The following is a 17,432-nucleotide window of genomic DNA, read 5'->3' as shown; positions in this document are numbered from 1 at the left end:
GCGGGTCCGGGACACCCACCATTCCGAGATAAAGATCGTGCTGATCCGCCCCCACCCGCAGCACGCGCCGGTTGGCCGGCCGCTGTTGCGGCAGCGTGACAGGGAGGTGACCGATGGCCGTTGAACCCCTGCCCCCCGCCGAAACCACCGCGGCCGAGCCGGGCACACAGATCACCCATCCGGATGGCCGAGTCGAGTTGCGTGACTTCTCCACCATCCGCGACAGCCGCTACTTCAACGAAGAGCTCGCCCCGGTCCCCATCGAGAAGCGCACCTGGAACACGTACAACTTCGCGGCGCTGTGGATCGGCATGGCGCACAACATCCCCACCTATCTGCTCGCCGCCGGGCTCATCCAGCTCGGCATGAACTGGGTGCAGGCATTCCTCACGATCACGCTGGGCAATCTGCTCGTCCTGATCCCGATGCTGTTGAACAGCCACGCGGGCACGAAGTACGGCATCCCCTTCCCGGTCTTCGCCCGCGCGTTCTACGGGGTCCGCGGCGCCAACCTCCCGGCCCTGCTGCGCGCCTTCATCGCCTGCGGCTGGTTCGGCATCCAGACCTGGATCGGCGGCGAGGCGATCTACGCGATCGCCGGCAAGCTGCTCGGCTCCTGGTGGGTCGACGCGGCGAGGGTCATGGACTACCCGTGGACGCTGTGGGCGTCGTTCCTCCTCTTCTGGGCGATCGAGATGGCGATCATCTGGCGGGGGATGGACACCCTGCGGCGCTTCGAGAACTGGGCCGCACCGTTCGTCATCGTGGTCGCCGTCGCCCTGCTGATCTGGGTCATGGTCGAGGCGGGCGGGCTCGGCCCGATCCTGTCCGAGCCGTCGAAGCTGGGCTGGGGCGCCGACTTCTGGAAGCTGTTCGCCCCGTCGCTGATGGGGATGATCGCCTTCTGGGCGACTCTCTCGCTGAACATCCCCGACTTCACCCGCTTCGGTGGCAGCCAGCGGCAGCAGGCGTACGGCCAGATTCTCGGGCTGCCCACCACGATGTCGTTCTTCGCCATCCTGTCGATCCTGATCACCTCCGGCACGGCCGTCATCTACGGCGAGGCCATCTGGGACCCCATCCAGCTGGCCGCGAAGTTCGAGAACCCGCTGGTCGTCGCGCTCGGCCTGTTCACCGTCGTGGTCGCCACGCTGTCGGTGAATGTCGCGGCGAACACGGTCAGCCCGGCGTACGACTTCTCCAACGCCGCGCCCCGACTGGTGAGTTTCCGGACCGGGGGCCTGATCACCGGCGTGCTCGGCATCCTGATCCAGCCGTGGCGCCTGGTGCAGGACCCCAACATCTACATCTTCGTCTGGCTCGGGTTCTACGGCGGCCTGCTCGGCGCGGTCGCCGGCGTACTCATCGCCGGGTACTGGATCCGCTACCGCACCAGCCTCCAACTGCCGGCCCTCTACCGCCCCGAGGGCAGGTACTGGTTCTCCGGCGGGTGGAACTGGGCCGCCATCGTCGCCACCGTCGTCGGCGCGGTCCTCGCGGTGGGTGGCGCCTACTCCGCCCCCGGCAAGGGGCCGTTCCCGTCCGACGGGCTCATCCCGTTCCTCAAGCCGCTCTACGACTACAGCTGGGTGGTCGGTCTGATCGCCGGGTTCCTCATCTACCTGGCGCTGTCGATGCCGCGCGCCAGCCACGCGAAGGGGGAGAACGCATGAGCAACATCATCCGAGCCGGGCTGGTGCAGCAGAAGTGGACCGGCGACAAGGAGTCGATGATCGCCAACGCGGTCGAGGCCATCCGCAGCGCCGCCTCGCAGGGCGCACAGGTGGTCTGCCTGCAGGAGTTGTTCTACGGCCCGTACTTCTGCCAGATCCAGGACGCGGACTACTACTCGTACACGGAGGCGATCCCGGACGGGCCGACGACGGCGCTGATGCGCGAGGTCGCCGAGCAGCACGGCGTGGTCCTGATCGTGCCGATGTACGAGCAGGAGCAGCCCGGTGTCTACTACAACACCGCCGCGGTGATCGACGCCGACGGCACCTACCTCGGCAAGCACCGGAAGAACCACATTCCGCAGGTGAAGGGGTTCTGGGAGAAGTTCTACTTCCGGCCGGGAAACCTCGGCTATCCGGTGTTCGACACCGCGGTGGGGCGCATCGGCGTCTACATCTGCTACGAGCGGCACTTCCCCGAGGGCTGGCGGGCGCTCGGCCTGGCCGGCGCGAAGATCGTTTTCAACCCGTCGGCGACCAGCCGCGGCCTGTCGGAGTACCTGTGGCGGCTGGAGCAGCCGGCGGCGGCGGTGGCGAACGAGTACTACGTCGGCGCCATCAACCGGGTCGGTGTGGAGCCGCTGGGCGACAACGACTTCTACGGCCAGTCGTACTTCGTCGACCCGCGCGGGCAACTGGTCGGCGACGCCGCCTCGGACACCGAGGATGAGGTCGTCGTCCGCGACCTCGACATGGACAAGCTGGCCGAGGTCCGCGACCTGTGGGCCTTCTACCGCGACCGCCGACCGGACACGTACGAATCGCTGGTGAAGCCGTGAGCATCGTCATCCGCAACGGAACAGTCGTCAACGCTACCGGGGCGTACCCGGCGGACGTCCTGGTCGAGGGCGAGCGGATAGCGGCGCTCGCCGCGCCCGACTCGGGTCTGGCCGAGCAGTGGGCGGCTGGGGCCGAGCGCGTGATCGACGCCGCCGGGAAGTACGTGGTGCCGGGCGGCATCGACGGCCACACCCACATGGAGATGCCGTTCGGCGGCACGTTCTCGGCGGACAATTTCGAGACCGGGACGATTGCGGCAGCCTGGGGCGGCACGACGACCATCGTCGACTTCGCCGTACAGGGCAAGGGCACGTCCGTGCTGTCCGCGCTGGACAAGTGGCACAGCAAGGCCGACGGCAACTGCGCGATCGACTACGGGTTCCACATGATCGTCTCGGACGTCAACGACACCTCGCTGAAGGAGATGGAGGCCTGCATCGACGCGGGCGTCAACACATTCAAGATGTTCATGGCCTATCCGGGGGTCTTCTACGCCACCGACGGGGAAATCCTGCGGGCGATGCAGAAGGCCCGGGACACCGGATCGATGGTCATGATGCACGCGGAGAACGGCATCGCCATCGACCAGCTCGTCCTCCAGGCGCTGGCCAACGGTCAGACGGACCCGGTGCAGCACGGCCTGACCCGGCCGCCCGAGCTGGAGGGCGAGGCGACCTCGCGGGCGATCGCGCTGGCCAAGGTCACCGGCTCGCCGCTGTACATCGTGCACCTGTCCGCCGCGCACGCCCTGGACGCGGTCACCCAGGCCCGCGACACCGGGCAGAACGTGTTCGCCGAGACCTGCCCGCAGTACCTGTTCCTGTCGTTGGAGGATTTGGCCAGGCCCGACTTCGAGGGCGCGAAGTACGTCGCCTCTCCCCCGCTGCGCCCGAAGGAGCACCAGGCAGAACTGTGGCGGGGCCTGCGCACCAACGACCTGTCGCTGGTCTCCACCGACCACTGCCCCTTCTGCTTCAAGGACCAGAAGGAGCTGGGCCGGGGAGACTTCTCCAAGATCCCGAACGGGATGCCCGGCGTCGAGCACCGGATGGACCTGCTCTATCAGGGCGTCGCGAGAGGCGAGATCACCCTGCCGCGCTGGGTGGAGATCAGCTCGACCACGCCCGCCAGGATGTTCGGCCTGTACCCGCGTAAGGGCGTCATCGCGCCGGGCGCCGACGCGGACATCACGGTGTACGACCCGACGGCCCAGCAGACCATCTCGGCCAGCACGCACCACATGAACGTGGACTATTCCGCGTACGAGGGGATGGAGCTGACCGGGAAGGTCTCCACCGTGCTGTCCCGTGGTCGGGTCGTGGTCGACGACAACGCCTTCCACGGCGCGGCCGGGCACGGCAGGTTCCTGAAGCGCGATCTCAGTCAGTACCTCGTCTGAAAAGGAGAAGCGGTGGACTTCGGTGTCGTACTTCAGACCGACCCGCCAGCTCGCGACGTCGTGGCCGGCCTCACCGCCGCGGAGGACAACGGGTTTCGCTACGGGTGGACGTTCGACTCCTGCGTGCTGTGGCAGGAGCCGTTCGTCATCTACTCGCAGGTCCTCGCCGCAACCAAGCACCTGATCGTCGGGCCGATGGTGACCAACCCGAGCACCCGCGACTGGTCGGTCACCGCGTCGCTCTTCGCCACGCTCAACGACATGTTCGGCAACCGCACGGTGTGCGGGATCGGCCGCGGCGACTCGGCCCGGCGGGTCATCGGCCAGCCGCCGGCGAGCCTGGCCACGCTGAAAGAAGCGATGCACGTAATCAAAGAGCTGGCCGAAGGCAACGAGGTCGAACACCACGGCACGCCGGTGCGCATTCCGTGGGTACGGGACGGCAGGCTGGAGATCTGGATGGCCGCCTACGGCCCGAAAGCGCTGCGGCTGGTCGGCGAGCAGGCCGACGGCTTCATCCTGCAGACGGCCGATCCCGACATCGCCCGCTGGACGATTGGCTCGGTACGCGACGCGGCCACCGCAGCAGGTCGAGATCCCGACTCGATCACGATGTGCGTGGCCGCGCCCGCCTACGTGGGCACCAACCTCACGCACCAACGGGATCAGCTGCGCTGGTTCGGCGGCATGGTCGGCAACCATGTGGCCGATCTGGTCGCCCGCTACGGCGACTCCGGGGTCGTGCCGAAGGCGCTCACCGACTACATCAGGGGCCGCGAGGGCTACGACTACGCACACCACGGCCGCGCCGGCAATCCGTCCACCGACTTCGTGCCCGATGAGATCGTCGACCGGTTCTGCCTGGTCGGGCCCGAGTCAGCCCATGTCGACCGGCTGCAGGAGCTCAAGGAGATCGGGGTGCACAACTTCGCCCTCTACCTCATGCATGACGACAAGGAGAAGACCCTCTCCTCGTACGGCAAGAACGTGATCACGCACGTCTGATCCCGGCCATTCCCGCTCGTGGCCCCGGACACCACCACCGGGTCACGCCGTACGCAGCCAGCCGAGGGTCTTCATGGTGGAGAGGCTGGTCGCCTTGAGACCGGCGTCGGAAACGGTCCAGAGGACTCCGTCGACGACCAGTGAGCGGCGGATCGGCGCCAGATCCCCGGGACGGCGCCTGCCCTGCGTGTGATCCACTGTGCCGACCTCGGTGAACCCGCCGTCGCCGACTCGCAGAGCCAGCGCCACGTTGCTCGGCAGGCCCGTGTCGTGGACGGTCAGTGGGACCACGACCAGGCGTTCGGCCGGCCAGTAGAGGAACGCGTGTGGGTCGAACTCCGCCTCGGAGTGCCCCTGCCTGACGTGGTACTGGGCGATCCGGGTCGGGTCGGCCGGATCGGAGACGTCGAAGAGCGAGAGCTGGGTGCCCTGGGCCCGGCCCTGGTCGGACGCCTCCTGCCCGACACCGAGCAGCCGTCCTTCGCCGGCCGGGTGCAGGTACGCCGAATACCCGTTGATCTTCAGTTCGCCGCTCACCTTCGGCGCCCCCGGATCACGCAGATCGACGGTGTAGAGCGGGTCGGTCTGCCGGAAGGTGACGACGTACCCGGTGCCGCCGACGAACCGTACTGCGTATATCCGTTCCCCCTTGCCCAGTCCGGTGACCTTGCCGACCTGGGTCAGCGCCGTGCCGTCGGCGCGCAGGACGTACACGCTCGACGTCGAGTTCGGCTTGTCGCCCCAGGTACGGCCACTGGTGGTGGCCACTCGCAGGTGCCCGTCCCACTCGGACATGGCGTACTGGTTGATGAGCCAGCCCGGTACGGACGCGGCGGCGACGTACCGCGGGGCACCCGCGCCGGAGATGTCGAACTGATAGATCTCGGTGGTCTCGTCCCTGGGATCGGGTGCGATGTTCCGCGCGGTCAGCATCGGCAGCACCCGCCAGCGCTGGTCGTTGGCGACGTACAGCCGGGGTCCGTTGCTGTAGACGGTGTCGCCGTCGGCGATGACGGTGACCGGGTCGCCGGCGCCGAGCGTGGCCGCCACGAGGTCGAAGCTGAGCACGGTCACCAGCGAGGTGCCGGAGTAGGCGGCCGGCCGGCTCACCCGTTCGCAGCCGACCCGTCCGGCGCTGGTTCGCCCGCCGGAGGTGACTTCGTACCGGGGCAGCCAGTCGTCGGCGGTGGCGTTGTCGATGATCTCGCGGTTGGCGGTGGTGCGCTGCTCATCGGTGGCCCGTTCCCGGTACGGGAAGTTCAGCCGGGGCGCGGAGCGGACCACGACCCGGACCGTCGTGCCCACCTGGCGGGCGTCCACCAGATTGCCGTCGATCCGGTATTCGCCGATGATCTTCGGCGCGCCGGACAGGTCGACCATGATCAGCTGGGGGCCGACGATGCCGTCCGGCATCGGGGCGCCTCCCGGGACGGCGCGCGCGCCTCCCTCGGGGACGGCCGGTTTCGCCATCCCGGCCCATCCGTCGCGGCGCAGCACCAGCGCCCGGTCACCGTGCAGCAGCAGGCCGTCTTCGGCCCCGCCGAACCGATCGGCACCCGGTGCCAGTTCCAGCTCTCCGGTCAGTCGGCGGGTGGCCGGGTCGACCACGTACAGCTTGCCGTGGCTCACGGTGACAATCCGCTTGCCGTCGGTCTTGACCAGGTCCGGTTCATCGGCCCCGGCCTCGTGGGTGTTGGTGCCCGAGTAGCCCTTGGCCGCCGCATCCGCCCGCTCCGCTGCGGCGGGCGCCTCAGCCTGTTCGGCGCGGCCGAAGGTACGCATGTCCCCGATCGGCCCGAACCCCCAGGGCCCGACGTAGGCCTTGGCAGCCGTCTTCAGCTGCCGCAGCGCCTCCGGGCAGGAGTCGAATGCGACGAGCCGGAACCCGCCGGCCGGCACTCCCCGGTCACGTGGCGGCGCGGGGACCGGCTCCGCCGTACAGCCGGTGACCAGCGCCAGGCCGGCGACCAGGGCCAGTCCCATGACGCGAGCCGGCGTCATGACTCGGGGGACGCCGGTGGTGGCCGTTGGCTGGGGTACGTGGGTGCTGCTACCCGTCATGCCCCCTACGACGTGGCTGCCGCAGGCTGGGTTCCCGGCCGCTTGGCAAAGAGTCCGGTTGATCACATTTGAAGGTAGATGTTGCGTTGCGTACATAGCACAACTCGTATGGCCACTCGGAGAGATGTGAAGCAGCATGTAGGCAAGGGTTTGGTGGGTGGTTGACGTGGTCAGTACCTGTAAGACAATTCGGAACTTTAGCCATTTCCCCGCGAAAGCCCAGCGGTTGGCGGATGCGGCGGCGGAGGAGCGCGAGCAGCGGCTCGGGAAGATCACCAAAAAGCGCAGCAGTAAGGCCGCGAAACTGTCAGCCGATGCTGGCGACCGGCTGCAGCGCCTGTTGGGCGACGACAACTGGACGGACTTGCGGCAACTCATGCAGCAGGAGCGGTTGACGTTTCGCGACCTGCTTCAGCCACCGCAGGGGTTGCGGTCGCCCTACAACGAACTCAACGAAGCCAGGAAACATAAGGCTGACGCCTTCATGCGAAGTCGGGACATCAGGCGTGAGGCGATTGTCGCGATCGCGACTGACTACCACGAGGCGGTAGCCGACGTCTTCACGGCGGACGAGAACATCACGGCCGGGTTCCACCTCTCGAGCAACCTCGACAAATGGTTGGGGCTGTCTCCGTTCCACGAGCACGCGCTTCCGTGGGGAGTCTACGAACCCGACGACAGCGGCCCACACCGGTGGGAACTCTTCCGGCCGCCGTTCTTCGGGTTCAACTTCGGCTTCGTCCCGGTGCACAACGACAACTTCGTCGTTGATCGCATCCATACGCTCAACCCGCCGGTCGGCGACGTCGGCATCTCGATCACAATGGACAACGGCGACGCCGGCGACTTCGACTACGCATCCGGCGACGGGTTCAGCTCGATAGCGTTCGCCTTCGTGCCGCCTACCACCGGTCTGGTCGAGGTCCTCATCGACGCGCAGTGCGTCGAGGCGACGCACCGCCTGGAGACAGAGGACGAATGGGGATGGTCGAACTCCCGCACCGGCCAGCGGAACTTCCTGATGCTCGACGTCCTGCATCCCAACGTGTCCGAGCCCTCATATGCCGAGATGTCGGTCCTCGACGAGGCGACCGACGATGACGAGAGCTTCCTGCAGGAGAAGTTGACCCGGGGTGCCCACTACTTCGCACAGCTGTTCAGCGCGGGGCCGGTGCCGGCAGGTCAGTCCGTCGTCGTGTGCGCCGGGACGCGTTCGTTCGACAAGAGCGGCACGAACGACGTGGCCATTCACAGCACGTCCGACTTTCGGTGGTTCATCAGCTCCGTAGAGGTACGAGTCTCGCCGTAGGACACACCGGGACGCAGATCGGCGGGCTCAGCGGGGTCGACTCAGCCGCTGCCATGCGCGGCGCAGGTCCGCCTGCACCGGGTGGTGAGCCGCTTCCTCGACCACTCCAGCCGGCGGGTCCTCGCCCGGATCGCGCATCTCGGCACCGGGTAGCGACAGCACGACGCCCCGCTCGTACAGGTCGGCGATCTGCTCCCGCTGGGCGAAGCGGTGGGACTGGTCCCGACATCCCCACCCCGTGACCGCCACTGCTCGTAGACGGCTGGAACGTCGGTGACCCGGGCGTTCATCGCGCTGCCGAACGTGTTCGAATCCGGCGGCGCCTGTGCCTGCACGCCCGGCTTGTCGGTCGGACCACCTTCGTCGTTGATCACGATGTAGCTGTTGTGGGACCGCAGGATCGCCGGCTGGCGTTCCCGCGCAACTCCTCGGGGAGCTGCGTGGCCAGGTGCCGCCTCGCCGCCACTGACCCGTTCCACCAATGTCGTCAGCGTGGCCCCGACGACGTTCGCCGCCTCCGCCGCCGGCACTTCGGCCCGCTTCCCCACCGCTTCGAGAAACTCGGCGTAGTTCACGCGTTCTCCTTCCAGACCAGTCGGGGTGCGTCGCGGCGTCCGTGACCGGCGTCCAGAGATGTTCGCTCTCGTACGTTTGGCTGCGGGCGCCGTTCCGCGCCGGCGCGCGCCCGACCGGCTCGTGCTACGAGCCGGGACGCTGCCTGCCACCGGCACCCACCGGTTCGATCACCTGCCGGAACTCCTTGGGAAGCTGGGCCATCGCGTCCTCGAACTCGTCACGGGAAACAGCCTCACGTAGCGTGGTGAGCACCGCGCGGACCCCGGCACCGGCGAGCGCACGGTCGATGGCCGGGTGGTCCGCCACCCGCCGCACGAACTCTTCGAGCCCGAACGACTTGGCATGTTCCTCCCTCCTGTGCGGTGGCGGTTTGCGCAGGTGATCGTCAAGGCCTTCGGGAAGCTGATAGGCAAGGTCCTCAGCCTGGCCGGCGCTGATCCGATCTGCCAATGTCTCCAACGTGGCGCTGGTGAGTGTCGCCGCCTGATCGGTCGACACCTTTGCCCGCGTGGCCACTGCATTGATGAAATCCTGGTATTCCACCTGATTCTCCTCTCCGGTCCGATCGCCGTCGAACCGCCAGTTACGACCCCTGACCTCAATGCGCCGCGGTTCGGTTCGGTACGCCTTGTCCCACGCGTACGGTCACCGGTGATCCTCAACTGGTTGTCGCGCAGCGAACTGGTACCTCGACAGCCTTCCGGGACCGGGGGTGACCCTGCCTCATCCCGATCGGGCGAATCACCAAGGCGCCCTATGGCGACATCCCCGACATTCCGACAGACCGGGACGCGACGGCGAGCGAGGAGCAGATCATCGCCGTCGTCGAAGAGCTCTGCGACCTCGTGAGCGCCCTGCGGGACGCCGAGCCGGAACACAAGCTGGATGGGGCTGGTCGATCATGAGTGGTGCCAACCCCGGCGGAGCACCGGCCGGTTCCCGCTACGCCGACCAGCGGCGGGACGGCCAGCCGGACCCCGCAAATCCATCGCCGGCTGGCGCAGATCGCCCTGCAGGTTGGCGGCCGGTACGGGTTCGCATTGGCCGGCGGAAACGCATAGCCGCACACGGGATCCTCGACCGCCCCAGCGAAGACGCCGACCTGTTCGTCGACTGGCAACCCCGCGCCGACTTCCCCACCGCCGTGGACGAGGTGATCACCGCTTACCGCGCCGAAGGCTTCCGCGTCGACATCGACCTTCGACTCGACACCTTCGCGCGGCTGCACGTCGCCGACCCAACCCACCCCGACCAGCAGCACCGCGTGGAACTGGTCGCTAACTGGCGCGCCCAGCCGCCCGCCATGGTCACTAATCCCATCCTGGTGCGCACGGTGAGTCGACCTGGTCCACCATCGACACACTCTGTCCAGCTGCCGACTCTCCGCATTGACCCGGGCGCGAACCGTAGCTGAGGTGCGCGCCGAAGCGGTACGTTGAGCGCCTTCCACCCACTCGCTGCGCTGACGGGCAGGTCCGACGCCATGCCGTCCATCACCGTTCAGGTCTCGATCACCGTTGTCGGCAGCACACCCGTCACACCCATCCGGGTCGAGGCCACCGTGCGCGGGCAGGCGGGCATTGTCGTTCTGGATGCCGCGACGCTGGACCCGAGTGGTCGCTGCGCGTTGACCTACGACACGGAGGTGGCGCGCGACGTGTCGGTGGAGGAGCGACCGCTGGTGCGGCTGCGCGCGATGGCCGGCGACGCCCCGCTCCCGGTGCGCGGGCGCCCGGCTGTCTGGCCCTACGATGACGCCCCGGATGCCGTCGAGATCCTCGTCGCGGTCGATGACGATCACCGCCCGGTGGCCGTGCCCGGGACGGTGTCCGCCGCGGCGGACGGCGCGCCGCTGCCCGGGTTGACCGTCACCGCGATCTTGACCGCGGGTCCGCGCCGACGGCAGACGCTCGCGTCCGTGGTCAGCGACCAGCAAGGCGCCTTCCGGGTCGTCTACGACCCGGAAGGCTTCCCGTCCTGGGCGCAGCAGAAACTGGCGGCCGTTTCGCTCGAGGTGACCAGCAACGACATGACCGTTTCGGTCATGGACGGGCGTTGGCGATGGGCGGTCGGACAGGAGCCCGATCGTGCCGACATCCTCGTTGACGTCGAGGGCCCGAAGCCGGGCGGCGAGCCGGGAGAGCCGCAACCCCGGGTGAGCGGCACCATCCGGCACACCGACGGATCGGTCATCGCGGGTGTCCGGGTCGAGGCGGTGCAGCTCGACCTCGTGGGCGAGCAGGTCCTGGCGTCGGCGACGACCGGGGCCGACGGCACCTATCAGTTCCCCCACGAACCCGAGGCTTCGCCCTTGTTCATCCGGGTGATCAACGAGGACGGACGTCCGATCGCCGCGTCTCCACCCGTGAACGGCGCCGCCTCGCCACAAATGGACGTCTACGTCCGGGACGAGCGTTTGCGCGGACCGTCCGATTTCCTGCGCGTGCACGAGGCGGTCGCGCCGCTGATCGAGGGCCACGACCTGGCCGCACTCCGGTCGCACGCGGTCGGCGTCCTGGTCCGCCGAACCGGTCTCCACCGTAAGCAGATCACTCCCTACCTGCTCGCGCGGCGACAGGCCGCGGCCATCGGGGTCGACCCGGAGGCGCTCTATGGGCTGATCCGCACCGGTGGCACGCGTACGGCCGGACGGTTGCTCAACGCGAGCGAGGCCAGCATCGTCCGTCGGCTGGCGAGCGCGGGTACGGCCAACATCGTTTCCCTGGCCGTCGGGGCGTCCGGGACGGCGGTGTACCGGAAGCTGCGCGCAGCCCTCGCGCGCGACGCCGCCAGCCGTACCGCGCCCGGCACGTTCGGTGCTCTGTTGATGACGACATCGATGAACGAGTCGCAGCGCAGCGCCTTCGTCGCACGCCACCTACGACACGCGGGGGACCCACGGGGGTTCTGGGCGCAACTTCGCACGGACCCGGAGTTCGGTCCGGCGGCGGTGGACGATGTGCAGCTCAGCCTCCACCTCGGCGTGCTCACGGAGAATCACCAGCCGCTGGTCGCCGCGCTCAGAAGCGACGCCGGCATCCGGCGCGCGCGTGACCTCGTGCGGTTGACCGAGACCGACTGGCTCAGCCACATCCGCAGCACGCGCGCCGGGCGCCCCGTCGGGGTCCCGGCCTCCATCCCTGGCGCGGCGCAGGCCGAGCGGGAGGCGGCGTATGCGCGGCGTCTGGTGGAGAACGCGGAGCGGGCGTGGCCAACGGCCAGCGTCGCGGCGCGCATGCGCGGTGATGACTTCACCGGCAAGGACCTGTTGGTGCCTTTCCTCGAGGCGAACGAGGACTTCGACTTCGCGCGAACCCCGGCGCGCGCGTGGCTGACCTCCGGCGACGCCGTCCTCCCCGACGGTCCGAGCGAGGAACTGCTGGACGTGGTCACCCGCCACCAGCGCCTGTTCCGGATCGCCTCGTCGGTGGATCGCTGGCGCTCCATGCTCGCGCTGGACGCTGCCGGCATCGCATCGGCGCGCGACGTCGTGCGTACTGGCAAGCACGCCTTCGTTACGCGCTTCGCGAGCGCGGTCGGTGGCGAGCCGGCGGCCCGTGCGATCTACGAGTCCGCGGCAGTGCAAGCGTCCCGGGCGGCGAACCTGGTGGCCGGCCTCGGCACTGCGTACCAGGGCCCGGCCGTCATGACGGTGCCGGACGTCGGCGCCGCCGTGGCCGGCCTGCCGGAGTCGAGCGGGCTTCCCGAATGGCGCAGCCTGTTCGGCAGCATCGACTTCTGCGCCTGCGAGCACTGTCGCTCGATCCTGAGCCCGGCGGCGTACCTCACCGACCTGCTGCACTGGCTCGAGGACGAGGGCGCCCTGCAACCGCTGCGCGAGCGGCGCCCGGATCTGTTCGCCCTGGAGCTCTCCTGCGAGAACACGAACACTGTCGTGCCCCACGTGGACCTCGTGCTGGAGGTGCTCGAGAACCGGGTGGCCGGGATCGCATCGCTGCCGGCCGAGGAGCACACGGCCTCGACCCTGCCGTCGGAAGTCCTGCTCGCCCATCCCGAATACCTGAATCAGCGGGTCTATGACGGGGTGCTGGCGACGGCGGCGTACCCCTTCGATCTTCCGTTCGACCTGACCGCGCTGCAGGCGCGGGTGTACCTGGAACAGCAGGGGGTACGGCGGCCAGAGCTCATGGAGGCATTCCGGCGCGGCTCGGTGCCGAGCGATGTCTCCGTCGCCTCCGAGGACCTGGGCCTCACCAGCCTCGAACGGCGGCTCGTGACCGGCCGCTCCGGCCGCACGCAGCAGGAACTGTGGGGCTTTCCGGCCGGCTCCGGCACGTGGACCGACACGCTGGCGGAGGCGACCCGGTTCCTGGACCGCAGCGGGCTCTCCTTCCCGGAACTGCTGGATCTGCTCCACGTCACGTGGGTCAATCCCGGGTGGAGGTTCGGCCTCGTCTCACCCGAGGGCGAGTCGCATTGCGATCTGGCGCAGATGACACTGCAGGACGCGACCCGGGCGCATCCGGAGAGCGACTTCTACGACCGTGCCCGGCGCTTCGTGCGGCTGTGGCGCCGTCTCGACTGGTCGATCATCGACCTGGACAAGGTACTGATCGCCCTCGGCGCGGCGCAGATCGACGACGCCGTGATCGAGAGCATCTCCCACATCCGGCGCATCCGCGCCGCCGTGCGCATCGATCTGCCGGCGCTGCTCTCGCTGTGGGGCGACCTCGACATGAAGCTCGACCGGCCGGGTCGCGACGTGCCGATCGTGCCGCTGTACGACCGGGTGTTCCTCGATCGCGCGGTCGCCGCCGACGAGGCGACGTGGCCGTTCCGGCTGGACGAGAACCGCGATCTGGCTCTCGCCGGCGACCCGCTGTCCGCCTGGACCGTCGAGTTGCAGGCGGCGCTGGGTGTGACGGCGGAGGAGCTCGACGAGATCCTCGAGCCGGACATGACTCTCGCGATATCCACACTGTCCCGGCTCTACCGCACGGTGGCGCTCGCCCGGGCATTGAAACTCCCGGTCGGTGACGTCCTGGCCTTCCGCGAGCTCTTCGCGCGGCTCGATGAGCCGGCCGATCCGTTCGTCGCGGACGACGGCACCCTCGACACGCGGGCGACCCTGCGCTTCATCGACGAGGTCCGGGCGGTCAAGGACGCCGGCTTCACCGCCGACGACCTGCTCTACCTGCTCGGGCACGACGCGGACGCGGCGCTGTCCGTCGGTCCCGACGAGACGGCGCAGTCGGTGTTCCTCACCGAACTGCAGGCGGGCCTGCTGGCGGTCGAAGCCGAGGCCGTCGTCGAGCCCGACCCCACCGGTGAGATCACCCAGCAACTGCTGTCGGAGATCGTGGACGCCGCCGACCTCGACGCTGTCCTGGCGCTGATCGACGGCGGTGCGCCGGTCGACCCTGCCGAGCGGGAACGGCTCTACGCCACGTACCTCGCGCTCTTCATCACCGACGTCGACCCGCGCACCCTCGGCTTCGCGGCGATGCCGGCCGCAGTGCGCTACGCCTTCGTGCTGGAACGTCTGGTGCCGTACCTCGCGACGGTACGTAAGCAGTTGCTGGTCCAGCAGAAGGTCGCGAGCCTGCTGGCGCTGGAGCGGGAGCAGTCCGACGCACTCCTGGCGCTCGCGCCGGCCGCGGTTCTGGACGATCCGACCGCCGAGGGCACGACCGACCTGCTGGGCGTGTTCATGAGCCGCGGGTTCGTCGACGCGCCGGTGCTCGGTGCGGCGAGCGACCACCCGGCTGCCTTCGCGACGCTCACGTGGCTCGACAAGATCGCGACGGTGTTCGGCAAGCTCGGTGTCGGCGTCGAGGAACAGGCATGGCTGCTGTCCGGCGGCATCCCCGCGGGCATGCTGGATCCCGCTGCTCTGCCGCTCGCCGCCACGGCCGACGCGGCGGCGCTCTACGTGCGCTGGCGTGCCCTGCGCGAGGCGCTCCGCCTGCGCGAACGGATTCCGGGCAGCGCCCCCTCCGTCATCGAGCTGCTCAGCTCGGCCGGCGACCCCACCATCGCCCGCGACGACCTGCTGGGGCTGCTGCACGACCGCACCGGCTGGTCGTTCGAGGCGGACAGCGCGGTCTACAGCGATCTGCGCTGGCTGGCCGATGAGTTCGGCTTCAACCGAGCGGCGGCGTTCCGGGACGGCACCGCGTTGCACACCCTCGCCGACAGCTTCGGCGTGCTGCGCAAGGTCGGCGTGACGGCGCAGCAGGCGGCCGGCTGGGCGTCGGCCGACGTGACTCCCGGTGTGGCCGGCGCCGTGGTACTCGCGGCCAAGGCCGACTACGAGCCGACCCGCTGGTACGACGTCGCGCGCCCGCTGCGGAACAAGCTGCGGGACAGGCAGTGCGCGGCACTGGTCTCCTGGCTGGTCTCCAACACCCCTGGGCTCGACGACCCCGCGGATCTCTTCGCCGACGTCCTCGTCGATGTCGAGATGGATCCGTGCATGCTCACCTCGCGCATCGTTCAGGCCATCGGCTCGGTACAGCTGTATGTGCAGCGGTGTTTCCTCAACCTCGAGACGCCGGATCTCGACGCCGGCGCGGAGGAACGCTGGGCGTGGATGCGCAACTACCGGGTCTGGGAGGCCAACCGGCGGGTCTTCCTCTACCCGGAGAACTGGCTCTGGCCGGAGCTGCGTGACGACAAGTCGGAGATCTTCACGGCGCTGGAGACCGACCTGCTCCAGGCGCCCATCACCGACGCGACGGCGGAGCATGCCTATCTGACATACCTGCAGAGCCTGCTTCAGGTGTCGCGCCTGGAGATCGTGGCCTACTACCACGAAGAGGAGGAGGACGCGGAGGCTGCCGTCGACGTGCTCCACGTGTTCGGGCGGACCCCGAACCTGCCGCGGGTCTACTTCCACCGGAGTCGCGCGGCCGGCGTCTGGTCGCCCTGGGCCAAGATCGACCTCGACATCGAGGGCGACCACCTCATTCCCGTGATCCACAACCGTCGGATGATGGTGTTCTGGCCGATCTTCATCGAACAGGCGCTGGACAACAACGATGGTGATCCGCCGGCGAAGTTCCTGACCGTCCAGCTCGCGCACAGCGAGAACCGCGACGGAGGATGGACGCCGAAGCAGGTTTCCCAGCAGGAGATCGACACCAGGGCGGCGTACACCGGAATCGCTCCGAGCTATCAACGGCACGCGTTCCAGTTCCGGCCGACCCGAGCCGAGCGCGGATCGCTCGAGATCGAGTGCGTCTTCTCGCACACCGCCTATGACTACGACGGTGCGTGGTCGTGCGGTAAATTTATCTTCGACGACTGTACGGGCGCCGTTCTAGCCGTGACCGAGCCGACCCCGGACGCCGTTGTGTATCCGACGAGGACCACGTCATCCTCCTCCCGCCTGAGCGTCAACCTCGGTGGATCGGCTCTGTTCCAGAATGACCCCCCCGCTGCCTGGTTCTCGGCCGGGCCGGTCGACGCCGGCAAGAACCTGATCGCCGATGAGAGCGCGGAGAACATTCTGGCGCTGGAAACCCCCCTCGATGGCACCTACTACACCGTCGCGCGGCAGTACAACGAGTTCGCCTCGCAGGGGCCGTTCTTCTACTTCGACACCGAGCGCACCTTCCTCGTCGAGCCGGCGCAGGGCTTGTCGCCGACGGACTACGCCCACCAGTTCGAGACCGATGCGATCGGGGCCGACGCACCGGGGAAAACCGGCGGCAGCGTGGCCTACGAAGGTTTCGACGTCGACGTCGACGACGACAGGGACGGGACCGGCGGCGTGCTGCTGTTCGACCGCTCGGTCGACACGATCGCGCCACTCGACGCCCACGCCGCCGACCTGATCGCGGCGACGGCACGCTCGACCTCGACGCCCGCCAGCAACCTCGCCGAGACGAACACGGCGGAGCCGTTCGGCATCAGCATCGGGCCACCGGCTTCGCAGAAACCCACCGCGGGCGATCCCTTCGCGCAGACGGCCGCCGGCATCCAGCACTCTGCCGACTATGCGGGCGCGTTGCTGTACAACGACCTCGCCACACAGCAGGAGGACCGCGCGCTGCAGGCCTACGGCGCGGTGGACACCGGTGTGCTCGGGGATCCGGTCTGGACCTACACCTTCAACCTCCACTTCCACCCGTTCGCCTGCCGCTTCATCAAAGAGGTCCGGCGGGGCGGTGTCGACGGACTTCTCGCACCGGCGGACGAGGACAGCGGAACGGCGTCGCAGACACTCGCTCGCCAGAAACTCGCCCGCTTCGACGTCTTCGAGCAGACCTACCAGCCATCCGAGTCCGTCGTCGTCGAGCCGTACCCGGTCGAGAACATCCAGTTCGGCGCCTCCGGGGCCTATTCGATCTACAACTGGGAGCTGTTCTTCCACATCCCGCTGCTCATCGCCGACCGGCTCCGGCGCGAGGGTCGCTTCGACGAGGCCCTGCGCTGGTTCCACTTCCTCTTCCAGCCGACGAACCGCAACCCCGCGTACGACCCGCCCTACCGGTACTGGATGGTCAAACCCTTCACCTCCGACGTGGGGGAAACGATTCAGACCATGCTGACCACGCTGGCCGGCGACGATCCGAGCCCGGAGTCCGTCGAGCTGCGCGCTGAT

At 68.5% G+C, this 17,432-nt stretch carries 10 protein-coding genes; 7 read left to right on the top strand and 3 right to left on the bottom strand.

The features are described from left to right. The first annotated feature begins 113 nt into the window (after window positions 1-113). From AB0I76_RS08555 to AB0I76_RS08540, 4 genes are read left to right on the top strand one after another with little or no spacing between them, the layout of a single operon-like run. Window positions 114-1,673 carry an NCS1 family nucleobase:cation symporter-1 gene (locus tag AB0I76_RS08555; RefSeq protein ID WP_357031800.1) on the top strand — a complete coding sequence of 520 codons (1,560 nt, stop codon included), beginning with the start codon at window positions 114-116 and terminating at the stop codon, window positions 1,671-1,673. After that, complete coding sequence (locus tag AB0I76_RS08550; protein WP_154936700.1) at window positions 1,670-2,512, top strand: nitrilase-related carbon-nitrogen hydrolase; 843 nt, start codon at window positions 1,670-1,672, stop codon at window positions 2,510-2,512. Before AB0I76_RS08555 ends, AB0I76_RS08550 begins: the two co-directional genes overlap by 4 nt. Beyond that, window positions 2,509-3,912, top strand: a complete 1,404-nt coding sequence (hydA, locus tag AB0I76_RS08545; protein WP_357031796.1) for a dihydropyrimidinase — start codon at window positions 2,509-2,511, stop codon at window positions 3,910-3,912. Before AB0I76_RS08550 ends, hydA begins: the two co-directional genes overlap by 4 nt. 12 nt (window positions 3,913-3,924) lie before the next feature. Beyond that, a complete protein-coding gene (locus tag AB0I76_RS08540; RefSeq protein WP_357031793.1) occupies window positions 3,925-4,917 on the top strand; it encodes a TIGR03842 family LLM class F420-dependent oxidoreductase in 993 nt (330 codons plus the stop codon). 42 nt (window positions 4,918-4,959) lie between these two features. On the opposite strand, the gene AB0I76_RS08535 is transcribed toward AB0I76_RS08540, so the two are convergent. Continuing rightward, window positions 4,960-6,900, bottom strand: a complete 1,941-nt coding sequence (locus AB0I76_RS08535) for a beta-propeller domain-containing protein (RefSeq protein ID WP_357031790.1) — start codon at window positions 6,898-6,900, stop codon at window positions 4,960-4,962. 235 nt (window positions 6,901-7,135) lie between these two features. Here AB0I76_RS08535 and AB0I76_RS08530 point away from each other — a divergent pair, with 235 nt between their 5' ends. Then, window positions 7,136-8,287 carry a hypothetical protein gene (locus AB0I76_RS08530; RefSeq protein ID WP_357031787.1) on the top strand — a complete coding sequence of 384 codons (1,152 nt, stop codon included), beginning with the start codon at window positions 7,136-7,138 and terminating at the stop codon, window positions 8,285-8,287. A 27-nt stretch (window positions 8,288-8,314) separates the two neighbouring features. Here AB0I76_RS08530 and AB0I76_RS08525 read toward each other — a convergent pair whose 3' ends face one another. Both AB0I76_RS08525 and AB0I76_RS08520 read right to left on the bottom strand, forming a co-directional pair. Then, a complete protein-coding gene (locus tag AB0I76_RS08525) occupies window positions 8,315-8,536 on the bottom strand; it encodes a hypothetical protein (protein WP_357031784.1) in 222 nt (73 codons plus the stop codon). Window positions 8,537-8,986: 450 nt separating this feature from the next. After that, entirely contained in the window at window positions 8,987-9,406 is a 420-nt protein-coding gene (locus AB0I76_RS08520; protein ID WP_357031781.1) for a DUF2267 domain-containing protein, read from the bottom strand. Window positions 9,407-9,764: 358 nt separating this feature from the next. Between AB0I76_RS08520 and AB0I76_RS08515 the strand changes: the two genes are divergently transcribed. Together AB0I76_RS08515 and AB0I76_RS08510 are read left to right on the top strand one after the other, a co-directional pair. Continuing rightward, window positions 9,765-10,277, top strand: a complete 513-nt coding sequence (locus tag AB0I76_RS08515; RefSeq protein ID WP_357031778.1) for a nucleotidyl transferase AbiEii/AbiGii toxin family protein — start codon at window positions 9,765-9,767, stop codon at window positions 10,275-10,277. Window positions 10,278-10,346: 69 nt separating this feature from the next. Further along, a partial coding sequence (locus AB0I76_RS08510) for a neuraminidase-like domain-containing protein (RefSeq protein ID WP_357031775.1) occupies window positions 10,347-17,432 on the top strand: 7,086 nt, incomplete at its 3' end.

The organism is Micromonospora sp. NPDC049799, from assembly GCF_040656655.1.
Taxonomy (GTDB): Bacteria; Actinomycetota; Actinomycetes; order Mycobacteriales; family Micromonosporaceae; genus Micromonospora.
This window is presented reverse-complemented; position numbering and strand designations above follow the sequence as displayed.

Bases quoted from the DNA above. Each gene is read 5' to 3' on its own strand.
- AB0I76_RS08555 (WP_357031800.1), top strand. From the start codon at position 114: ATGGCCGTTGAACCCCTGCCCCCCGCCGAAACCACCGCGGCCGAGCCG.
- AB0I76_RS08550 (WP_154936700.1), top strand. From the start codon at position 1,670: ATGAGCAACATCATCCGAGCCGGGCTGGTGCAGCAGAAGTGGACCGGC.
- AB0I76_RS08535 (WP_357031790.1), bottom strand. From the start codon at position 6,900: ATGGGACTGGCCCTGGTCGCCGGCCTGGCGCTGGTCACCGGCTGTACG.
- AB0I76_RS08515 (WP_357031778.1), top strand. From the start codon at position 9,765: ATGAGTGGTGCCAACCCCGGCGGAGCACCGGCCGGTTCCCGCTACGCC.